This is a genomic window from Clostridium bornimense (genome assembly GCF_000577895.1).
GTDB classification, from domain to species: domain Bacteria; phylum Bacillota; class Clostridia; order Clostridiales; family Clostridiaceae; genus Clostridium_AN; species Clostridium_AN bornimense.
In genome coordinates, this window is the sequence record NZ_HG917868.1 from 2,883,706 (window position 1) to 2,905,816 (window position 22,111).

Genomic DNA, 22,111 nt, shown 5'->3' on the forward strand with positions numbered 1-22,111 from the left:
CCCAAATTAATATTATTTTAATAAGTCACTAGGACTTATTATATTTCCATTTTCTTTTACTTCTAAATGTAAATGTGGACCTGTAGAATTTCCTGTACTTCCAACTCTAGCTATCTCCTGACCTACGCAAACAGTATCTCCACTCTTTAAAAGTAGTTCATTACAATGACCAAATAATACTTCCATATCGCCTGCAGCTATTATCAAAGTATTTCCATATCCACTTACCCATCCACTCAATATAACTTTTCCCTCAACAGGACTATATATAGATGAATTCATTGGTGCTCCAATATCTATTCCCTTATGAAAAGATTCACTTCCATTGAATGGATCACTTCTACTTCCAAAAGATGATGTTATTACTCCCCTAGTAGGAAGTGAAACTTCCTCACCTTCTGTGCCACAACTCTTCGATTGTGAATAGATCTGTAATATATTTTCTTCAGTATCCATAGTATACCTAGCATAATCGCTAGGAGTACTAAATTCTGATATAAAGAAATCCCCTTCTTTATATACAATATTACTCCTAATCTCAATATTTGTTAAGTCATTATGTCTTTCCATATATATTTCTTTAACTTTATTTAAATATATATCTATATCTTCTTTATTTTCAAATACTATTCTATCAATACCATCTATATTCACCAATACTCCATGCTTCGTATCATCTTCCCCATATACTACTCTTATTTCCCTAAGAAATACTACCGAAACTAAAATTATGCTAAAAACTAAACTAATAATTTTTACTTTTTTATTCATACTAATAGTTAGCACTCCTTTCACATTTTAATACTATTGCCCAAATATTTTTTTTTATTCCACAATATTTTTGTTATAATTAAACTATTATGATAACTGAAAGGAACGGATTTAATGTCAACTTTTAAATTTACTAGAAAAACACCTTCTTTCACCCCATTATCCAATACATTTATTGACAAATACATGCCTATGGCTCGTGGAGAATTTATTAAAGTATACATAATGGGATTAAGATTATATCATTCTGGGGAATTAGGTATAAATTCCTCACTTTTAGCATCTTCCCTACATCTATTGGAATCCGATGTAATGAATGCTTGGCAATACTGGCATGATGAAGGTGTAATAAATAAAATAAAAATAGATAATTTTGACAACTTTGAAATTGAATTTATAGATTTAGACAAAAATAATATAACAACAAAGGAAGTAAATTTACTTTCAGAAATGAAATCTGACTCTACTAGGGGGATGCTCGAAGATATAGAATCCCTTCTTGGTAGACCTCTTTCATCTGCTGAGATGCAAAACTATCTTTCTTGGCAAAAGTCTTTTGGATTTTCTCCTGAAATGATTTTACTTTTAATTCAATACTGCGTAAGCAAAAAAAAGACAGATTGGAGATACATAGAAAAAGTAGCTATTTCATGGAAAAACCAAGAAATAGATTCTGCTGAAAAAGTTCAAGAATATATAAAGAAAAGCGAAGATAAATGGTCATCTATAAGAAAAATTCTCAAATATTTAGGGGTTTCCGAGGGAGAAGTTATGAAACCTCAAGAGGAAATGTTTGATAAATGGTTATTTAAATATAATATGCCTCTAGAAGTTATATTTAAAGCATGCGATATTTGTTTTAAAAATATAAATAAAGCTGATTATAAATATATAGATGCTATATTGAACAATTGGAATAAAGAAAATTTACGCTCACTAAAGGATATAGATGCAAAAACTACTATTAAAAAAGCTAATAAACATAACTTTGAAAAACCTAAATCTAAATTCTTTAACTTTGAATCACATGACTATGATTATGATGATCTAGAAAAAAAATTATTAGGATGGGATGATAATGATTAATAAATTTACTGGAGAAGTATATAAAACTTATGAGCGATTACAAGAAGAGAATTCACGTGATATGCGTGATAGAAAAAAATTGATATACTCTACTATTCCTTCTTATTCAAATTATGAAAGAGAAATTTCAAAGTTATCAATTGCTCTAGTTAACCTTACTATAAGTAATGACAATAATAAAATAAATGAAATAAATAATATAAAGCAAAAGATTTTATCGCTTAGAGAAAAAAAATATGAACTTCTTGTTCAAAATGGATATCCAGCAGATTTTCTTGAACCAAAATATCATTGTAACAAATGCAAAGATACTGGATTTATAGGAACTACAAGATGTACCTGCTTTAAAAAATATCTAACTAAACTTTATTATGAAAAATCAAATATTAAATCTTTATTATCAGATGGTAATTTTAAAAACTTTAAATTACAGTATTTCTCCAATAAACCATCTTCTGAATCAAATAGAAGTCCTCAAAGTAATATGCAAGATATATTAGAAAAAGTTACTTCTTATATTAATAACTTTGAATCTACAAATGATAACCTTCTATTTTACGGAAGACCTGGTACAGGAAAAAGTTTTATGTCTCAATGTATAGCTAAGGAATTATTAGATAAGGGATTTTTAGTAGTATACCGAACTGCATCTGATATCATTGAAGATTTACGTGAAATTAGATTTAATAAAACTCCTGATTTACATGATCTCATTTTTAATTGTGATTTATTAATTATAGATGATTTAGGCTCTGAAGGTTCTAATGATTTCACTACAACAGAATTATTTAATTTATTAAATAAAAGATTATTATCGAAAAATAAAATGTTAATAAACACTAACTTATCATTATCTGAAATTGCAAATGCCTATTCAGATAGAATTACATCACGATTAATGGGAGATTTTCAGCTCTTTAAATTTTATGGAGAAGATTTAAGAGTAAAATTAAATTTAAAGCGAAAAAACTTATAGATAATTCTATAAGTTTTTATTTTTATACAATAAAAAAAAATCTTGAGAAAACTCTCAAGATTTTTTGGTGCTGGCAACAGGACTTGAACCCGTAACCTGCTGATTACAAGTCAGCTGCTCTACCAATTGAGCCATGCCAGCGGACAATGGCGACTCAGAAGGGGCTCGAACCCTCGACTTCCAGCGTGACAGGCTGGCACTCTAACCAACTGAGCTACTGAGCCAAATATGGTGGGAACAACAGGGCTCGAACCTGTGACCCTCTGCTTGTAAGGCAGATGCTCTCCCAGCTGAGCTATGCTCCCATAATGGTGACCCGTAGGGGAATCGAACCCCTGTTACCACCGTGAAAGGGTGGTGTCTTGACCGCTTGACCAACGGGCCGGAAATATGGCGACTCAGAAGGGGCTCGAACCCTCGACTTCCAGCGTGACAGGCTGGCACTCTAACCAACTGAGCTACTGAGCCATGTATGGTGGGAACAACAGGGCTCGAACCTGTGACCCTCTGCTTGTAAGGCAGATGCTCTCCCAGCTGAGCTATGCTCCCATACAATGGTGACCCGTAGGGGAATCGAACCCCTGTTACCACCGTGAAAGGGTGGTGTCTTGACCGCTTGACCAACGGGCCATATTACTTACCATATTTCTTCGTTTCGGCACTGCTTACCGCGCCGACAAGATATATAATACAATGAATAATGAAATGTGTCAACATAATTTTTTATTTTTTTTTAAAATAAAATTCTTAGTTATATTTTAAATCTTTTTAAAATATATTGTATTATTTTGTCATAATATTTTATCTCTTATTTTCTTCATTTTACTCTACTATTCTATTAAAGTTGTATTGACAATATATATATTATTATTATCACATAAAAAAAATTTATTACTAATAATTTTGCTTTTATTAGAATAAATTCTGAATTTATTTATATAAAATTTTTTATCATACTGTATTTTATCCGCAAAAATTTCTATCAAATCACATGTTTTATAATACAGTAAACTACTAAAATCTATTAATTTATTTTTTTAAAAGATACTATCGACGAATAAATTATATAAATTTATATTTATATAATTTACAAGGCACAATTAATGTTAATTTTCCCCTATGGGGAAAGTATTATAGTCTTGCGGACAGCGAATGTAGACTGAGTTAACAATGAAATTTAAAATTTTCATATAACTTATGTTTTTACACATTAAATATGGTATATAAAATTCTTTGTATAATATAGTAATTAATTAGATATTAAGTATTTTTATATACAAAACTATTATACTAAAGTGTTGTTATTAAACTATAAAACATAAAACTACTTGTGACCTGAATTTTGCCACTACTTAACTAGAACAGATGCTAATATGCAATTAAATATATCTTGATTCTATACAGATATATATTAAGCTACATGAAAGTTCAACTTTCATTAGCTCCCTCTGTAAAACAACATTATAATATCAATTCTAATTATAAAATAAGTCTCCATAATAAATTAATGACACTACTCTTATAATTCAAGAAATTCTATAGGAATTTCCACCTTAATTGATAATTGTGAATTGTGAATAAAAAAAGAGGCCTCGCTTACAAATTTTCTTTTGTTATTGTAACAGCCTCCTAAAATTTTGATCCTACTTCTTATTTTTTTATTCCTAATTGATCCATAATTATCAATGCAGTATCCTCTATTGCTCTAGTTGTAACATCTATAATATTACATCCTATCTTCTTCATGATGCTATCTGCAAATTCTAACTCCTCTAATACTCTTTCTGCATTTGCATATTGAACTCCTGAAGATAAATTGGAAAATTTATCAAGTCTATGCTTTCTTATATCTATAAGCTGCATTGGATTTATTGTTAACCCTATAATTTTCTTTTTATCAATCTTTTTTAATTCATCAGGTATTCCTATCTCTGGCATCAGTGGTACATTTAAAGCTTTTATCCCTTTATTCGCTAAGTACATACATAAAGGTGTCTTTGATGTTCTAGATAGCCCTATAAGTACTACATCAGCAAATTTTATACCAGAATTATCTCTAGAATCATCATATCTCATAGCAAACTCCATAGCTTCAATTCGTTTATTATACGCCTCATCCATATCCCATACAGCTCCTGGTTTATTTTCTGGTATCTCATTAATCATTCTAGATACAGTTGCTATACATGGACCTAAAATATTTATTATGAATATCCCAAAATCTGTACATCTCTGTACTAAGTACTCTCTTATTTCTACTAAAACTACTGTTGATACTACTATACATTTTTCTTCCTTAATCCTATCTATAAAATCATTTACGTCTTTTATTGTTTTTATATAAGGAACTCTTTCAATTTCTATTTCTGAAGAAAATTGGCTTGCTGTAGCATGTGCCACTTGCTCTGCTGTCTCTCCAATAGAATCTGACACTGCAAAAATTTTGAACATTATATCACCCCATAATTATAATTTTATCCCTATTTCCATTATATAGTTTTATCATATATATTAATAGGATTTTAGTATTTCCCTAATTAATAACATTTAATATTTATAAAAAATAGTTTATTATATTAACTAGAATGGAGGAGATTCTATGCATTATGATATTCTAGTAGTCGGTGCGGGAGCTTCTGGTATAATAGCTGCTATAACTGCTAAAAATAGCGGAAAAACCGTTGCGATAATAGAAGGCACTGATAGAATTGGTAAAAAAATATTAACTACTGGTAATGGTAGATGCAATATAACTAATAAAAAAATTGATATAAGCAGATATCATAGCGAAAATAATGGTTTCCCTAATAAAATTATAAATAAATATGGATTAGAATTTACTAAAGATCTATTTTTCTCTTTAGGACTTCCTATATTTAATCCTGAAGGAGAAGGAAATAAATTTTTCCCCCTTTCTCTTCAAGCTTCTTCAGTAGTAGATATATTAAAACTTACATTAGAAGATCTTGATATACCTATACACTATAACAGTAAAGTAAAAAATATATCTAAAAAGTCTTCTATTTTTAACATAAACTGTTCTGGGGAAATTGAACACTTTACTTGTAATAAATTAATTATGTCTACAGGTGGAAAAACATATCCTAAAACAGGATCAGATGGATCTGGATATGATCTTTGTAAAAAACTCGGTCACTCAATAACATCATTACAACCATCATTAGTGCAATTAAAATTAGATTTTCCTAATTTAAAAGGTCTAAGTGGTGTCAAAATTTTAGGTTCTGTATCTATATATGTTAATGATAAAAAAATTAAAACAGAAAGTGGTGAATTATTGTTCACCGATTATGGTATATCTGGACCTCCAATATTTCAGATTTCTCGTATTGCAAATTTTGCATTAGCTGAAAATAAAAAAGTCTCTATTTCTATAGATTTCTTTAAAGACCTTGAAAAAAATAACTTACAAGAATTTCTTGAAAATAGATATGGATTATTCTCATACAGATCTATTTTTGATAATTTTATAGGTGTGATAAATAAAAAATTACTTCCTATCTTTTTAAAGGCATGTAATGTTGATAATATTCATAAACCTTGCTATGAATTAACATGGCAAGAACGTGATACAATATTGAACAACTTAAAGACTTGGTCTTTTGATGTAATTGGTTATTACACATTTACTAATGCACAAATAACTGCCGGCGGCATTAATACAAATGAAGTTAATGATGAAACATTAGAGTCCAAAAAAATTAAAAATCTATTTTTCTCTGGTGAATTATTAGATGTAGATGGAGATTGCGGAGGTTTTAACCTTCAATGGGCTTGGAGCTCCGGTTATGTTGCTGGTCTTAATGCATCAAAATCATAAAAAATCCTACATATTATATATGTAGGATTTTTTTACAAACTATTTATTTAATGCTTCTACTAAAACTTCTACGTCTACACCATGTACTTGAGCACCTTGTTCTAATGTTTCCATTTGAGATGCAGGACATCCAACACATCCAAATCCAAAGTTCATTAAAACTTCTGCAGCTTCTGGCTTAAGTCTTATAATTTCTCCAATTGTCATATCTTTGTTAATCATCTTACTACCCTCTTTCTTATCTTTAAATTGTTTATATTATATCATAATAGTCGGATATATACATTAGTATAATACCTTTTATTATATAATATAACAATAATAAAAATAATTAATTCAATTCACAAAGCGCAATTCACAATTAAGGTTAATTTTCACCTGTGGTGAAAATATTATAGTCCTGCTGACAGCAATTATATCTTAAGCAACCATTGAGATTTAAAATAAAGGCTATGACACAATAAATCTCCATTGTGTCATAGCCCTTCTCATTTTATAGTTTTCCTATTTTTATAGTTTGATCTCTCTTTGGACCTACAGAAACAATAGAAATTCTAGCTCCTGTATATTCCTCTATTTTCTTTAGATATATCTTAGCTGTTTCAGGGATTTCTTCGTAACTTCTTGCATCTGCAATTGATTCATCCCATCCATCAAATTCTTCATATATTGGTTCACATTTAGCTAAATCTTTTAATGATGCTGGATGATAATCTATAACTTTTCCATCTAATTTATATCCAACACATATTTTTAACTTTTCAAGTCCTGCTAAAGTATCAATCTTAGTCACTGCAAATGAAGTTAATCCTGATACTCTAACTGCTTGTTTTAATATAACAGCATCAAGCCAACCACATCTTCTTGGTCTACCTGTAGTTGTTCCGTATTCAAAACCTTTTTCTCTGATAGCGTCTCCTAATTCATCTAATAATTCTGTTGGGAATGGACCTTCTCCAACTCTTGTTGTATATGCTTTAGCTATTCCAACTGCACCATCAATAAATGTTGGCCCGATACCTATACCCGCTGATACTCCACCAGCTGTTGTATTAGATGATGTAACATATGGATAAGTTCCATAGTCAATATCTAATAAGTTACCTTGTGCTCCTTCAAATAAAACCTTTTTGTTTTTCATTTCATTATAAACTATAACAGAAGTATCTTTTACAAATGGTCTTATTCTATCAGCTAATGCTGTATATTTTTCTAATATTTCATCATAATTTACAGGATCTAATCCATATACCTTAGTTAATATTGCATTTTTTATTTCAACGTTATACTTTAACTTTTCAGCAAAAACTTCATTATCTATAAGATCACATACTCTTATACCACATCTTTCTGCTTTATCAGTATAACAAGGACCTATTCCTTTTTTAGTTGTACCTATTTTATTGTCGCCTCTAAATTTCTCACTTGCACCATCTAATATTTTATGATATGGCATTATAACATGAGCTCTATCTGATATAACTAAATTTTCAGGTGTAACTTCCACACCTTCACCTATTAAATAATCTATTTCACCAAAAATGCTTTCTGGATCTAATACAACCCCATTACCTATTACATTTAACTTATCCTTATATAAAATTCCTGATGGTATTAGATGCAATTTATATTTTTTATCTCCTACCTCAACAGTATGACCTGCATTATTACCACCCTGATACCTAACAACAACATCTGCACCTTCTGCAAGATAATCAGTCATTTTTCCTTTTCCTTCATCTCCCCATTGGGATCCTAATACAACAAATGCTGACATCACAATTCCTCACTTTCATTTTTGTTTTATGAACTAAATGATATGCAACCCTAATATTCGGTTTGACATAAATCAAATTAGAATTTAATTTTAAACATTTCAAACTAGATGTCATATATGGTAATGATTTCTTCATCAATTGCCACATATATTACTATATCATATATTTAATATTTTAGGCTATTTTTTTGAACATTTATTACTCAAAGTTAAAATTTGTTCGTATATTCTTCTAATGTCTAATTTGTGCTATACTGGTATTATAGTAAAAGTTAGGTGGTGATGATTATTGAATATTCCTAATATATTAACTACCATTCGCCTATGCTTAATTCCATTATTTATATTGGTGTTTTTCAGTAATTCACCACATAGTTTCGTAATATCTATGATAATATTTATAACTTCTGGTATTACAGATATATTAGATGGGTACATTGCTCGTAAGTATAACAAAATAACTAAGTTTGGTACAGTAGCTGATCCATTTGCTGATAAGCTTACTTTATTAGCAGTTTTATTTGCTTTATACATTAAAGGATTTATTCCAACTTTTATATTGACTATAGTTATACTTAAAGAAGTAACTATGATATTAGGTGGACTATTTTTGTATAAACGCAACATTATAGTTCCTTCAAATATATTTGGGAAATCTACTACTGTTTTGTTTTTCATAGGCATATTATCTTTATTACTTTCTAAACAACTATCAATAATTATTCTTTATATAGCGATACTATCTGCTTTAATATCATTTTGTATATACTTAAAAATTATTATATCTAAAAAATAATTTTATTTTTCACTTTAGGAGGCTTTTCTATGGAAATGATTTTTGTTAAAAATTTAAAAGGAGGTGAAATTTTAGCTAAAACTATTTTTAATACCTCTGGTTCATTACTTATCAATGCCGGGACTACAATAACAACAAAACTTATATCATTACTCGAAAGCAATAATATTTTCTTCGTTTTTATATTAGCTAATGATCCTTACGCTGTTCCTAAAGATAAGATTATGGAGGATTTAAAAAATAAAGCTATTGATCACCTACCCGAGATATTTACTTCCATATTATCTTGTGACCAAACAAATGAAGATTATCTTATAAATATAGTAGATGAATTATCTGAACATATCTTTTATAGTCCTGAAATAACTACTACACTTTTTCAAGTTCAACAATTTGATAATTATACATATCTTCATTGTGTCGATACAGGGATAATGGCAATGTACCTTGGTACGGCAATGGGATACTCAAAAAATCAAGTTAAAGATTTAGGGTTAGCAGGATTTCTCCACGATATAGGAAAATTAGATATACCTAATAATATCCTAAACAAACCTGGAAGACTAACATCATCAGAATATAAAATAATGCAAACACATGCCGAAAAGACTAATAAAATTTTAAACAGCACTAATATATTTTCAAAAGAAGTTATTGATGGTGCCTCTCAACATCATGAACATTATGATGGCTCTGGATATCCAAATGGTCTGTCAGGAAACAATATTTCTGAATTTGGTCGAATACTAGCTCTTTGCGACGTATTTACAGCTATATCTTCAAATCGCTGTTATAGAGAGAAGTTTAATGCAAATGAAGCTTATGAATTTATCTTAGCTAATAGAGGTATTTTATTTGATCCAAAAATAGTAGATATTTTTAAAGAGACCTTTTCAATATATCCAATAGGATGTTATGTACGACTTTCTAACGAACTAGAAGGATATGTTATAAAGCAAAATCCTGGTTTTGCTGATCGTCCTATCTTAAAAATTCTTTATGATAAAAATAAAAAAATCAGATTAGAAAAACCTTATGAATTTGACTTACTAAAAAATATTAATGTAACCATTCAAGAAGTAGTGATGAACAAATAAAAAAGTCCTTTTTAAAAGGACTTTTTTATTTACACATAGACGAAAAATATTTAGGTGGTATATATCCCTTTCTAATTCCGTCTATTAATGCCATATAAACGGCAGTTGTATCAAATCTAGCATCATGAAATGATCTTGTATCTCCAAATAATTTCATTGATGTATTTTCAATATCTTCCTCTGATATATCTAAGAAATCCATCAACTCTGATAATTTAGGATTTTTTATATCCCCTTGTCTTGAAATAATATTACATATATTTTTATAATACTTCATTGTACAAAATTCTATATTAGGAGTAAATTCTATTCCTACTCTTTTAAACTCTTCTTTAATGAATTTAATATCAAACATTACATTATGACCTGAAATAATATCACTATTCATAAAATCTTCAATGAATTCATGATAACATTCTCCAAAAGTTATTCCACCTGAAAGTTCTTCTAAAAGTTCTTTTGAAAATCCATGTATCTGTTCTGCACTTTCCTCCATAAAATCTACAGAAAAGAAAAAGTTTTTACCATATACTTTATATGGTTTTATAGAGTTATCTATAACGATATAACTAAGCTGACATATCTGACCTGGCCTTAACCCTGTTGTCTCCGTATCAAACATTAAAATTTTCATAATTATATTCTCCATCTTCTAAATATATGTTCTAATTATATATTATACTCTAAAAAATATAAATTTCTTATAAATATATATACATATCATTTCGAATACTAATAATGACTTGATATTTTTAAGAGAATTATTATAAAATAGACTATTCTCATGATAATTAAAGCATAATTACTATAATTCCAAGTAATTATGCTTGTCTATTAACAATTATTATCCTTATAATATATGTACAATATGTTGTGTGTTTTTATTTATCATGTACAATATATGCTATTACGGGAGGTATACTATAAATGAACTTAACTGAACTTTGTAAATTTGCTACTTCAGAAATACAGAAGATTAATGATGCTTATACTGAAGATAAATTATTATCTGCTCTTGATCTTATATTAAGACCATCAATGACAGATAAAGAAATAACTAATGCACTAATTCAATCTTCACTAGAAATGACTTCTGAAGATTTTCCCCTTTGGCAATATGCATCAGCAAAATTATATATTTACGACTTATATGAATCAATTAAGAAAGTTAGAAATACTGATGAACCTTATGGAGATTTATATGATTTAATCGTCAATTTAACTAATAAAGGGTTATATGGTAAATATATTTTAGATAATTATACAAAGGAAGATATAAGAGAATTAGAATTAGAACTTAAACCAGAAAGAGATTTCTTATTTACATACAGTGGTATATCTCTTCTTGCAAGTAGATATCTAATAAGAGACTATGATAATACTTTATTAGAACTTCCACAACAAATGTTTATGGGAATAGCTCTTCATCTAGCATTACCTGAAAAAAAAGAAAATCGTTTATTTTGGGCTAAAAGATTCTATGATGTTTTAAGTTCTCTTAAAGCAACTATGGCTACTCCAACAATGTCTAATGCAAGAAAACCGTTTTATCAGCTTTCTTCTTGCTTTATAGATACAGTTGATGACTCTCTAGCTGGAATCTATAAGAGCTTAGATAACTTTGCTAAAGTTTCAAAATTAGGTGGCGGAATGGGTATATACTTTGGTAAGGTTAGATCTCTAGGCGCTAGTATAAGAGGCTTTAAAGGAGCTTCTGGCGGAGTTATTCCTTGGGTAAAACTTTTTAATGATACAGCTATAGCAGTAGACCAATTAGGGGTGAGAAATGGATCTGTGGCTGTATGGTTAGATGCTTGGCATAAAGATCTTCCTGAATTTCTTCAACTTAGAACTAATAATGGAGACGATAGAAAGAAAGCTCATGATGTCTTCCCTGGCTTATGTTATCCTGATTTATTCTGGAAACTTGCTGAAAAAGATATCGATGCAACATGGTATATGATGTGTCCTCATGAAATTCGTACAGTAAAAGGATATGACCTTTGCGATTTTTATGGTGAAGAATGGGAAGAGCGTTACTATGATTGTGTAAATGATTCTAGAATAGAAAAAAGAGAAATGTCAGTAAAAGATATAGTAAGACTTATTATTAAATCTGCTGCAGAAACTGGAACGCCATTTACATTTTACCGTGATACAGTAAATAAAATGAACCCTAATAAACATAAAGGAATGATATACTCATCAAACCTTTGTACAGAGATAATGCAAAATATGAGCGGTATGGAGATACAACAGCATGAAATTGTAGATGATAATGGAGATACTATCGTAGTAGAAAAAACTAAATCTGGCGACTTCGTGGTTTGTAATTTATCTTCATTAGTTCTTGGAAATATAGATGTAACAAATAAATCTGAACTTGAATATGTCGTAGAAACTCAAATAAGAGCTATGGATAATGTTATCGACCTTAATTATTATTCTGTACCATTTGCGGAAATTACTAATAAAAGATATAGATCAGTAGGATTAGGTACATCTGGATATCATCATATGTTAGCTAACAACTCTATATCTTGGCAAGGTAATAAACACTTAAATTTCGTTGACAAAGTATACGAGGACATTAATTATTTTGCAATATCAGCAAGTTTAAAAATTGCTAAAGAAAAAGGAGCATATCCTTACTTTGAAGGATCTGATTGGGATACAGGAAAATATTTCGAGTTAAGAGATTATAATGATGAAAGATGGACCTCACTAAAAGAGGAAGTTTCTAAATACGGTATAAGAAATGGATATTTACTAGCAGTGGCTCCAAATGGTTCAACAGCAACTATAGCTGGTACTTCTGAAGGAATTGATCCTATAATGAATAGATTTTTCTTAGAGGAGAAGAAAGGATCTATAATTCCAAAGACTGCTCCAAATCTTAATGAAGATACCTTCTGGTACTATACATCAGCTTATGATGTTAGCCAAATTTGGTCAATAAAAGCAAATGGAATTCGTCAACGTCATATAGACCAAGGGCAATCTTTTAATCTTTATATAACAACAAAATATACTATGAGACAAATTATGAACTTATATATAGAAGCATGTAAAAGTGGAATGAAGAGTATATATTATGTACGTTCTAAATCATTAGAAGTTGAAGAATGTGAAAGTTGTTCTGCATAAAGCAGAATTTCTTTCTCTATTAATGTAAGGAGAGATTTTATTATGTCAACATTAAACAGAAGACCTTTATTTAACGAACAAGGCGATACAGAAACTGCAAAAAAAAGAATGATAAATGGTAATACAACAAACTTAAATGATTTTAACAATATGAAATATACTTGGGTATCTGATTGGTATAGACAAGCGATGAATAATTTCTGGATTCCAGAAGAAATCAACTTAGCTGGTGACTTAAAGCAATATCAAACTCTTTCAGATAGTGAAAGAACTGCATATGATAAAATATTATCTTTCTTAATATTTTTAGATAGTATTCAAACAGCTAACTTAGGGAACATAAGTAATTATATAACTGCTTCTGAAGTTAATTTATGCTTAACTATTCAAGCTTATCAAGAAGCTATTCACTCTCAAAGTTATTCTTATATGTTAGATACTATTTGTTCTCCTGAAAAAAGAAATGAAATTTTATATCAATGGAAAGATGACCCTATACTATTAAATAGAAATAAATTCATAGGTGATCAATATAATAAATTTTTAGATGAGCCTACTCATAAAAATTTACTTAGAACAATTATGGCTAACTATATTTTAGAGGGAATTTACTTCTATTCTGGATTTATGTTTTTCTATAACTTAGAACGTAATGGAAAAATGTCTGGTTCATCTCAAGAAATACGCTATATTAATAGAGATGAAAATACACATTTATGGTTATTTAGAAACATAATAAATGAACTTAAAATAGAGGAGCCAGAACTTTTCACTGATAAACTAAAAAATGAATTAACTGAAATGCTTAAAACAGGAGTAGAAAATGAAATTGAATGGGGAAAATATGTTATCGGAAATAACATTCAAGGAATTAATGAAAAATTAATAGATCAATATATAAAATATCTTGGTGATTTAAGATTAAAAGGCATTGGTCTTGATCCTGTATATAATATAGATACTAACCCAGCACCATGGGTAGATCATTTATCTAACGCTAATTCTGTAAAGACAGATTTCTTTGAAGCTAAATCTACAGCATATGCAAAAGCTGCTGTTTTAGTTGATGATTTATAATTATTGATATAAAAAAGGACCTGTTGCTCAAAATTAATTTATTGCGCAACAGGCCTTATTATTTTAACTATTTAATTTTATCCCATGTACTTTGTAAAACTGCTAATTCTACTCCTTCATTAGAAAATATCTTATGTAATAATACATTATCTTTTTCTGTAGAATATATCTTAGATGTCACAACATCTTTATATGTAGTTTCTTTTTTATATACTACTTTTAAATTTTTTATTCTATGATTTGTAATAAAATCAGGTTCTACAGTCTCTATTGCCCAACAGACATATTTAGTATTATTAACATGGTCATTCATATCAATATCTCTATATCTTACTGTAAATAACCTTGAGCTTATCTCTTCTTTACCTTTTAATAACTTATCAAAAGATAATGTTTCTTTTCCCTCAACATCAAATTTTTCAATACTTTCTTCTGTAATTCTCTTTGCTTTTCTTTTCTCTATATCTAAGTATATCCACTGACTCTTAGCATCTACTATACATTGTTCATCCCTATATATATGAAATTTTCTATAAGCATAAAATTTATTAGCTCCCATACATTCAGTTGTAACTTTTATATCTTCATAAAATTTAGGCATTTCGTTAAATGTTATATCCCATCTACATAATATCCATGCTTCGCCTTTACTCTTTTGATACTCCACACCAATTCCTAAACTTTCTCCATGATTAATAGATGTCTCTACCATATAATTTACAATCTCACTGATAAAAGCTTCCCCATTTTTGCTAGTCTCCCCATATGCAACTTTATGATTTCTTTCAAACCTATTTCCCACTTATTTCACCTCTCTAAAAGTTATCCACAATTTAACCTTTCATAGTTATCCACAACATAAAACTTAAAAGTTATCCACAACTTAATTTTTAAAATTTTTTATAAAGATATCCACAGGTCATTTATATATCTTCTCCTGTGGATAACTTTTTTATAATTCTCTATTCAAATCTGCATTAGTAAATTTAGAATATTCTCCAAGGAACATCATTTTAACTGTTCCTGTTGGACCATTTCTCTGTTTAGCTATTATACATTCTGCTATATTTTTTTCGTCTGATTCTTTATTATAATATTCATCTCTATAAAGAAACATAACAACGTCAGCATCCTGCTCTATAGATCCAGATTCTCTAAGATCCGATAACATTGGTCTATGATCTGCCCTTTGCTCTGGAGCACGAGATAACTGTGATAATGCAATAACAGGACATTCCATTTCCTTTGCTAAAGCTTTTATAGAACGTGAAATTTCTGATACTTCTTGTTGTCTACTTTCACTACCACTACCGCTCATAAGTTGAAGATAATCTATTAATATCATATCTATACCATGTTCTAACTTAATTCTTCTACACTTAGATCTCATCTCCATAACAGTAACCCCTGGAGTATCATCAATGAAAATCTTAGATGCCCCAAGTGGTCCTGCTGATCTAACTATGTTATCCCAATCAGAATCCTTTAAATCACCATTTCTGAAAGACACCATACTTATATTTGCCTCTGCACAAAGAAGTTTCTGAACTAACTGTTCCTTTGACATTTCTAAAGAGAATATTACTACACTTTTTCCGCATCTAAGTGCCGCATGTTGAGCAAGGTTTAATGCAAAAGTTGTCTTCCCCATAGATGGTCTTGCAGCTATAAGAACCATATCACCTTTTTGAAATCCTGATGTTTTTGAGTTTAAATCGATAAATGGTGTTTCTATTCCAGTAACATCACTTTTATTATTAAAAACTTGCTCTAACTGTTCTATACTTCTAGATAAAACTGAAGATACTCTTTCAAAGTCACTTTTAACCTTATTTTCAGATATATCAAAAATTTTCTTTTCAGCTCTATCCATAACTTCATCTACTTCATTCTGCTTAGTATAACTTTCTTCAATTATTTCATTAGCAGATCTAATAAGTCTTCTAAGTATTGCTTTATCTTTTACAATTTTTATATATGAGTCTACATTCATTGTTGTAGCCAACATACTTGTAAGAGAAGCAATATATGATATTCCACCTACTGCCTCCAACTTACCAGCTGATCTTAGATTCTCAATTAAAGTTATTTCATCAACAGGAATATCTTTCATAAATAATTCCATAATAGCTGAAAAAATTATTTTATGCGCTTCTTTATAAAAGTCTTCAGGAGATAATTCTTCCCCTGCTTCTGCTATAACTGTTTTATCATCCATCATAGCACCTAATACAGACATCTCTGCATCTATATTTTGCGGGAGAACTCTAACTGTTTCTTCCATATTATCACCCCTAGTGTCTTAACGCTTCTTTAATTACATCTTCTATTGTATCTACTGATATTACTTCTATACCACTTAACTCATATGGAACATCTTTAATATTTTCTTTAGGTATTAATACCTTTTTTATACCTCTTCGTCTAGCTCCATAAATTTTTTCAAATACTCCACCAACAGGTTTAACTTTACCTCTAAGTGATATTTCCCCTGTTATCGCTACATCTCCTCTAATCTCTTTGTTTGTAATAGATGATATTATAGCCAATGTTATTGCTGCTCCTGCTGATGGTCCATCTATATTTCCACCACCAACAATATTTACATGTACATCATAATCACTTAAATCTACACCACAAACTTTTCTTATAACAGATGTTGCATTAAACACTGAGTCTTTAGCCATAGATCCAGCAGTTTCATTAAATCGTATTTTTCCTTTTCCTTTTTCATTAGACTTAAATGTAACAGCTTCTATTTCTATAGTAGAACCCATATAACCAGATACTCCAAGTCCATAAACTTTTCCTACTTCACCTTGATTTAATTCCTCTATATGGTCATAAGGTGTTAATCTGTTTATAGATATTACCTCTTCTATATCTTTTAATGTTATTACTAATCCATCTCTAATTCCTTTGTTTTTATATACTACACTAGAATATACATCAGATAATATATTAATAGCTTTTCTACCTTCAATAGTGTATTTTGAAATTTCTTCTGCTACACCATCTTCAAGTCTTACATCTAACTTCTTACTAGACTCTTCAATAATCTTAACTATATCCATTGATGTAAGTGGCTCAAAATATACTTCTGTACATCTAGATCTTAATGCTGGATTAATATCTTTTGGTTCTCTTGTAGTTGCTCCTATTAAAACAAAGTCTGCTGGAGCACCATTATCAAATAAATATTTTATATATTTAGGAACTGTTTCATCATCTGGATCATAATAAGCTGATGAAAATTCTACTTTTTTATCTTCTAAAACTTTTAATAACTTATTTTGTAATGTAGAATCTAACTCTCCAATTTCATCTATGAAAAGTATTCCTCCATGAGCTTCTGTTACTAATCCTGGCTTTGGCTCAGGTATACCTGTCTCAGCTAAATCCCTCTTGCTACCTTGATATATAGGATCATGAACAGATCCTAAAAGTGGATTAGTTATTTCTCTCGGATCCCATCTTAAAGTCGTTCCATCAACTTCTACAAATTTAGAATCATCATCATAAGGTGTATATTCTAATTGCTTTGCTTCTTCTAAAGCAAGTCTTGCAGCAGAAGTTTTTCCCACTCCTGGTGGTCCATAAAGTATAATATGCTGAGGATATGGAGATGCAATTTTAGAAATTAATGATTTAATAGCTCTCTCTTGACCTATTATCTCACTAAATTTATGTGGTCTTAAATGTACCATTAGATTTTCTGTTAATTCTCTTGAACTTAACTTCTCAAGATTTTCATATTTTCTTAAAGTGCCTGTATTTTCCGGACCCTTCTTCTTCTTTATTATACTTAACCTTATATCATCCATATATTTATCTTGCTTAGTCATTAGAAAATTTTCTACTTCTACTTCTACTTGATTTTGAACATATTTTCTAGCGACTTCTTCTGCCATATATACATTTACCTGATCTAAAGCCTCATATACTGTTTCACCACTTGGTATACCGTTACTATATCTTCCGTCAGATATTATCATTAATATAGCATATAATTTTTCTAGTGGATCCTTAGATCTTACATGTTTCTGTAACTTGTGTTTTACTATTCTTCCTTTAAATACTCCACCATCTAAAACTTTTTTACAAGTATCTAATAATATATTTACTTGACTATCTAGTGTAATAGAAAATTTATTTAAGTTCTGCACTTTTTCCTCCTATTCCTCACATACAACTACCTTCATCTTAGTAGAAATCTCTGCATATAATTTTACTTCTATATCATAACTTCCAAGGTGTTTAATTGTGTCTGCGACTACCTTTTTCTTATCTACTTTTATATCAAAATTCTTTTCTATTTCCTCGGCAATATCTTTTGATGTTATAGCACCAAACAATCTTCCACCTTCACCAGCTTTAGTAATAATTTTAATTTCTTTTCCTCTTAATTTGCTAGCTAATCCTTGAGCAGCTTCTATTTCAGCTTGCTTTTCCCTCATTGCCTTATCTTTTTGGTTATTTAGAACATGAAGATTGCTTTCTGTAGCTTCCTTAGCAAGCTTTCTTGGAAATAAGAAATTTCTTGCATGTCCGTCTGATGCATTAACTACATCTCCTTTTTTACCTAAACCTTTTACATCTTTTAACAAAATAACTTTCATTTCTCTTCACCTTCTCTTAAATATTTATTTATAGATTCTTCTAACATCAATTGAGTTTCATCTAATGTCCTATCATTTATAGTAGCTCCAGCCATTGTTAAATGCCCTCCGCCACCTATAGCTTCTAATATAAGTTGAACATTAATCTGACCTAACGAACGTCCACTAATAGTAACACTGTTTCCTACCTTAACTAACACAAAAGATGCTTCTATTCCTGTAATATTTAATAATTCGTCAGCTGCCTGTGCTGCTAACAATTTATCTTCCACTTCTTTAGGACATCTTGCTATAGCAATACCATTATTAACCTTAGCACTTCTAATAATATCACATCTTTTTATCATTCGCTCTAAATCACATGAAAATAATTTTTTAATTTCTACAGTATCTGCTCCCAAACTCTTTAAATAAGCAGCAGCCTCAAACGTTTTTACTCCTGTCTTAAATGTAAAATTCTTTGTATCTATAGTTATTCCTGCTAATAATGATTCTGCCTCCATATATGATAACTTATGTCCTTCTTTTATATATGGTATTATCTCCGTTACTAATTCTGATGTAGCAGATGCATAAGGTTCTATATAAGATAATGAAGCATCTTCTATACTATCTAAAGATTTTCTATGATGATCTATAACAATCATATTAGAATTTCCTTTTAAAAGCTCCTTATTAGCAACATATTTTTTATTATTAGTATCTACTACTATAAATAATGTATTATCACTTATATAGTCTATAGCATCTTCTCCAGTTATGAAAACATGGTTTTTATCTTCCTCTTCTATATACTTTGTCACAATATCTTCTATACTAGCATTTAAAGAATCTAATATTATATTACATTGTTTTCCCATAGCAGTAATTACACTATTTAATCCTATAGCTGATCCAATACAATCTATATCAGGATTAATGTGACCTAAGATTAATACATTGTCACTGTAATTTACAATATCTTTAATAGCATGACCTATAACTCTAGATTTAACTTTTGTTCTTTTTTCTACTTCTTTTGATTTTCCTCCAAAAAATAAGAACTTATCTTTATTTTTTACAACTACTTGATCTCCTCCACGCCCTAATGCTAACTCTATCGCTGATATAGCACTATCTTGACTGTCTAAAGGACTTTTACCATTTAATCCTACTCCCATGCTTATAGTCACTAATAATCTTTCTCCAGCATTTATTTCTTTTATTTCATCTAAAATATTAAACTTATTTTCTATTTCTTCTTCTATATATTTTTGTTCTACAATAATTATATATCTATTAGATGTATATTTTCTTGTAATTCCATGCATTTTTTGACCATAAGCTATTATTTTTCTTTCTATCTTAGCTAACAAAATAGGTCTTCTTTCTTCTTCTATGTCTCTTAGTACTTCTTCTAAATTATCTACTTCTAGAATTATAACTACATATCTTTCTTCTTTATACTTTTTTTCGATTTCATGTCGCTTTTCTGAATTAACTAAATAAAACAAATTTACATTCTCATCTTTATTTACATTATGCTTTATCTTAGACATATATAAATCATAGAAGCTACCGTTTATTTCGACATCCTTATAGTAATCTTTATCTGACTTTAATAGCTTTGTAGTATCAATATCATTAAAAATAGTATTGATATTTCTAGATAAAATCTTCTTATTTTCATTTATTATAGAGCAACTAGAATTTGCCCATAAAATAGTTCCCTTATTACTAACTATCATCATTGGTAGTGGCATATTTAATAATGTATTTTTATATACCGTATCTAAACTCATATTAAAATCTTCTATAACTTCATTTATTTGAGTTTCTCTTTTCTTTATAAATATACTGCTACTTATATTGGTAATTCCTAATACTATAACTGAAAGAATAGCAATAAAATGACTTCCATTCATAAATGCAGCCAAACTTAATACAAGTATTATTATCAAATATATATGATTCGCCTTTTTTAAAAATCTAAACTTACTTTCCATTTCTTATCCTTTCTTCTTCATAAAGAACCTCTATATCACCAATATACTATTTACTTTTAAATAACTTTATAAAAATTTATATTGCCTCCACTTAAAATTGCGCTCTTATCATATATATTATCTTCTATATATTACTTTTTTATAATATTAAAATAGCCCATAGCAAAGCTATGGGCTTACATTTTTTACTCAGTTGTAAATGGTAATAAAGCTATGTTTCTTGATCTCTTAACAGCACCTGTTAATTCTCTTTGGTGCTTAGCACAAGTTCCACTGATTCTTCTTGGTAAAATCTTACCTCTTTCAGTAACGAACTTTCTTAATTTGTTAATATCTTTGTAATCAATAGCTTCGCTCTTTTCAGAACAGAATGCGCAAACTTTCTTTCTTGCTCTTCTGCCTCTCATGTTCTTTTTGTATTCTTTCTTTTCGCTCATGTCTTTCCCTCCTTTACCTAAATATTAGAACGGTATTTCATCATCATCATCTATTGGATCAGCCCAACCGTTATCGTAACTTTGATCTGAACCTAAATTTGATGAATTATAAGATTCTCCGTTATTAGAACCTCTGCTTCCTCCATTGAAACCACCTTCTGCACCATTTCCTCTTTCAAGGAATTGTACTTCATCAGCTACAACTTCAGTAACATATCTTCTAATTCCATCTTTGCCTTCATAGTTTCTAGTTTGAATTCTGCCACTAATTCCGATAAGTCTTCCTTTGCTCATATAATTCGCAACATTTTCACCTTGTTTACCCCAAACTACTATTGGAATAAAATCAGCTTCTCGTACACCATCTTTATTAGGCATTCTTCTATCAACTGCAACTGTAAAGGTAGCTACTGCCATTCCAGTTCCTGGTGTAAATCTCAACTCAGGATCTTTAGTTAGTCTTCCTATTAAAACAACTTTATTCATTAGCTAGCACCACCTT

General features: G+C 29.4%; 19 protein-coding genes and 7 tRNA genes. 7 read left to right on the top strand and 19 right to left on the bottom strand.

Features of this window, described 5'->3' with window-relative positions:
- Window positions 1-12: 12 nt before the first annotated feature.
- Window positions 13-771 (bottom strand): M23 family metallopeptidase, encoded by a 759-nt coding sequence (locus CM240_RS16945; protein ID WP_051483837.1) that lies wholly within the window; start codon window positions 769-771, stop codon window positions 13-15.
- Between the two features lie 114 nt (window positions 772-885).
- Here CM240_RS16945 and CM240_RS13125 point away from each other — a divergent pair, with 114 nt between their 5' ends.
- Both CM240_RS13125 and CM240_RS13130 read left to right on the top strand, forming a co-directional pair.
- Window positions 886-1,857, top strand: a complete 972-nt coding sequence (locus CM240_RS13125; protein WP_044039567.1) for a DnaD domain protein — start codon at window positions 886-888, stop codon at window positions 1,855-1,857.
- The gene (locus CM240_RS13130) at window positions 1,850-2,833 is read left to right on the top strand and encodes an ATP-binding protein (RefSeq protein WP_044039568.1); all 984 of its coding nucleotides are present in this window, start codon (window positions 1,850-1,852) and stop codon (window positions 2,831-2,833) included. Before CM240_RS13125 ends, CM240_RS13130 begins: the two co-directional genes overlap by 8 nt.
- A gap of 65 nt (window positions 2,834-2,898) precedes the next feature.
- On the opposite strand, the gene CM240_RS13135 is transcribed toward CM240_RS13130, so the two are convergent.
- The 8 genes from CM240_RS13135 to CM240_RS13170 form a co-directional block, all read right to left on the bottom strand.
- Window positions 2,899-2,974, bottom strand: a tRNA-Thr gene (locus CM240_RS13135).
- Between the two features lie 6 nt (window positions 2,975-2,980).
- Window positions 2,981-3,057, bottom strand: a tRNA-Asp gene (locus tag CM240_RS13140).
- Window positions 3,058-3,062: 5 nt separating this feature from the next.
- Window positions 3,063-3,138, bottom strand: a tRNA-Val gene (locus CM240_RS13145).
- Between the two features lie 4 nt (window positions 3,139-3,142).
- Window positions 3,143-3,217: transfer RNA gene (locus CM240_RS13150), tRNA-Glu, on the bottom strand.
- Window positions 3,218-3,224: 7 nt separating this feature from the next.
- A tRNA-Asp gene (locus CM240_RS13155) sits at window positions 3,225-3,301 on the bottom strand.
- Between the two features lie 5 nt (window positions 3,302-3,306).
- Window positions 3,307-3,382, bottom strand: a tRNA-Val gene (locus CM240_RS13160).
- A gap of 6 nt (window positions 3,383-3,388) precedes the next feature.
- A tRNA-Glu gene (locus tag CM240_RS13165) sits at window positions 3,389-3,463 on the bottom strand.
- Window positions 3,464-4,483: 1,020 nt separating this feature from the next.
- Window positions 4,484-5,284 carry a pyruvate, water dikinase regulatory protein gene (locus tag CM240_RS13170; RefSeq protein ID WP_044039570.1) on the bottom strand — a complete coding sequence of 267 codons (801 nt, stop codon included), beginning with the start codon at window positions 5,282-5,284 and terminating at the stop codon, window positions 4,484-4,486.
- Window positions 5,285-5,432: 148 nt separating this feature from the next.
- On the opposite strand from CM240_RS13170, the gene CM240_RS13175 reads away from it, so the two are divergent.
- The gene (locus CM240_RS13175) at window positions 5,433-6,674 is read left to right on the top strand and encodes a BaiN/RdsA family NAD(P)/FAD-dependent oxidoreductase (RefSeq protein ID WP_044039571.1); all 1,242 of its coding nucleotides are present in this window, start codon (window positions 5,433-5,435) and stop codon (window positions 6,672-6,674) included.
- 39 nt (window positions 6,675-6,713) lie between these two features.
- On the opposite strand, the gene CM240_RS13180 is transcribed toward CM240_RS13175, so the two are convergent.
- Window positions 6,714-6,896 (bottom strand): DUF1858 domain-containing protein, encoded by a 183-nt coding sequence (locus CM240_RS13180; protein WP_044039572.1) that lies wholly within the window; start codon window positions 6,894-6,896, stop codon window positions 6,714-6,716.
- Between the two features lie 271 nt (window positions 6,897-7,167).
- Window positions 7,168-8,451 carry an adenylosuccinate synthase gene (locus CM240_RS13185; RefSeq protein WP_044039573.1) on the bottom strand — a complete coding sequence of 428 codons (1,284 nt, stop codon included), beginning with the start codon at window positions 8,449-8,451 and terminating at the stop codon, window positions 7,168-7,170.
- Window positions 8,452-8,800: 349 nt separating this feature from the next.
- On the opposite strand from CM240_RS13185, the gene CM240_RS13190 reads away from it, so the two are divergent.
- Window positions 8,801-9,247 carry a CDP-alcohol phosphatidyltransferase family protein gene (locus tag CM240_RS13190; RefSeq protein ID WP_242838505.1) on the top strand — a complete coding sequence of 149 codons (447 nt, stop codon included), beginning with the start codon at window positions 8,801-8,803 and terminating at the stop codon, window positions 9,245-9,247.
- A gap of 29 nt (window positions 9,248-9,276) precedes the next feature.
- The gene (locus CM240_RS13195; protein ID WP_044039575.1) at window positions 9,277-10,344 is read left to right on the top strand and encodes an HD-GYP domain-containing protein; all 1,068 of its coding nucleotides are present in this window, start codon (window positions 9,277-9,279) and stop codon (window positions 10,342-10,344) included.
- Between the two features lie 25 nt (window positions 10,345-10,369).
- On the opposite strand, the gene CM240_RS13200 is transcribed toward CM240_RS13195, so the two are convergent.
- A complete protein-coding gene (locus CM240_RS13200; protein WP_044039576.1) occupies window positions 10,370-10,978 on the bottom strand; it encodes a 3'-5' exonuclease in 609 nt (202 codons plus the stop codon).
- 293 nt (window positions 10,979-11,271) lie between these two features.
- On the opposite strand from CM240_RS13200, the gene CM240_RS13205 reads away from it, so the two are divergent.
- Both CM240_RS13205 and CM240_RS13210 read left to right on the top strand, forming a co-directional pair.
- On the top strand, window positions 11,272-13,491 hold the full coding sequence (locus tag CM240_RS13205) for a ribonucleoside-diphosphate reductase subunit alpha (protein WP_044039577.1): 2,220 nt from the start codon (window positions 11,272-11,274) through the stop codon (window positions 13,489-13,491).
- 42 nt (window positions 13,492-13,533) lie between these two features.
- On the top strand, window positions 13,534-14,568 hold the full coding sequence (locus CM240_RS13210; RefSeq protein ID WP_044039578.1) for a ribonucleotide-diphosphate reductase subunit beta: 1,035 nt from the start codon (window positions 13,534-13,536) through the stop codon (window positions 14,566-14,568).
- A gap of 67 nt (window positions 14,569-14,635) precedes the next feature.
- Here CM240_RS13210 and CM240_RS13215 read toward each other — a convergent pair whose 3' ends face one another.
- The 7 genes from CM240_RS13215 to CM240_RS13245 all read right to left on the bottom strand — a co-directional run bounded on the left by CM240_RS13215 (window position 14,636) and on the right by CM240_RS13245 (window position 22,095).
- Entirely contained in the window at window positions 14,636-15,370 is a 735-nt protein-coding gene (locus CM240_RS13215; RefSeq protein WP_051483838.1) for an acyl-[acyl-carrier-protein] thioesterase, read from the bottom strand.
- 150 nt (window positions 15,371-15,520) lie between these two features.
- Window positions 15,521-16,852 (bottom strand): replicative DNA helicase, encoded by a 1,332-nt coding sequence (locus CM240_RS13220; RefSeq protein WP_044039579.1) that lies wholly within the window; start codon window positions 16,850-16,852, stop codon window positions 15,521-15,523.
- A gap of 10 nt (window positions 16,853-16,862) precedes the next feature.
- The gene (gene lonC / locus CM240_RS13225; protein ID WP_044039580.1) at window positions 16,863-18,734 is read right to left on the bottom strand and encodes a Lon family ATP-dependent protease; all 1,872 of its coding nucleotides are present in this window, start codon (window positions 18,732-18,734) and stop codon (window positions 16,863-16,865) included.
- A gap of 9 nt (window positions 18,735-18,743) precedes the next feature.
- Entirely contained in the window at window positions 18,744-19,187 is a 444-nt protein-coding gene (gene rplI / locus CM240_RS13230; protein WP_044039581.1) for a 50S ribosomal protein L9, read from the bottom strand.
- Complete coding sequence (locus tag CM240_RS13235; RefSeq protein ID WP_044039582.1) at window positions 19,184-21,172, bottom strand: DHH family phosphoesterase; 1,989 nt, start codon at window positions 21,170-21,172, stop codon at window positions 19,184-19,186. The genes rplI and CM240_RS13235 overlap by 4 nt, the downstream gene beginning before the upstream one ends.
- Before the next feature lie 185 nt (window positions 21,173-21,357).
- A complete protein-coding gene (gene rpsR / locus CM240_RS13240) occupies window positions 21,358-21,609 on the bottom strand; it encodes a 30S ribosomal protein S18 (protein WP_044039583.1) in 252 nt (83 codons plus the stop codon).
- Window positions 21,610-21,633: 24 nt separating this feature from the next.
- Window positions 21,634-22,095, bottom strand: a complete 462-nt coding sequence (locus CM240_RS13245; protein WP_044039585.1) for a single-stranded DNA-binding protein — start codon at window positions 22,093-22,095, stop codon at window positions 21,634-21,636.
- Window positions 22,096-22,111 lie beyond the last annotated feature (16 nt).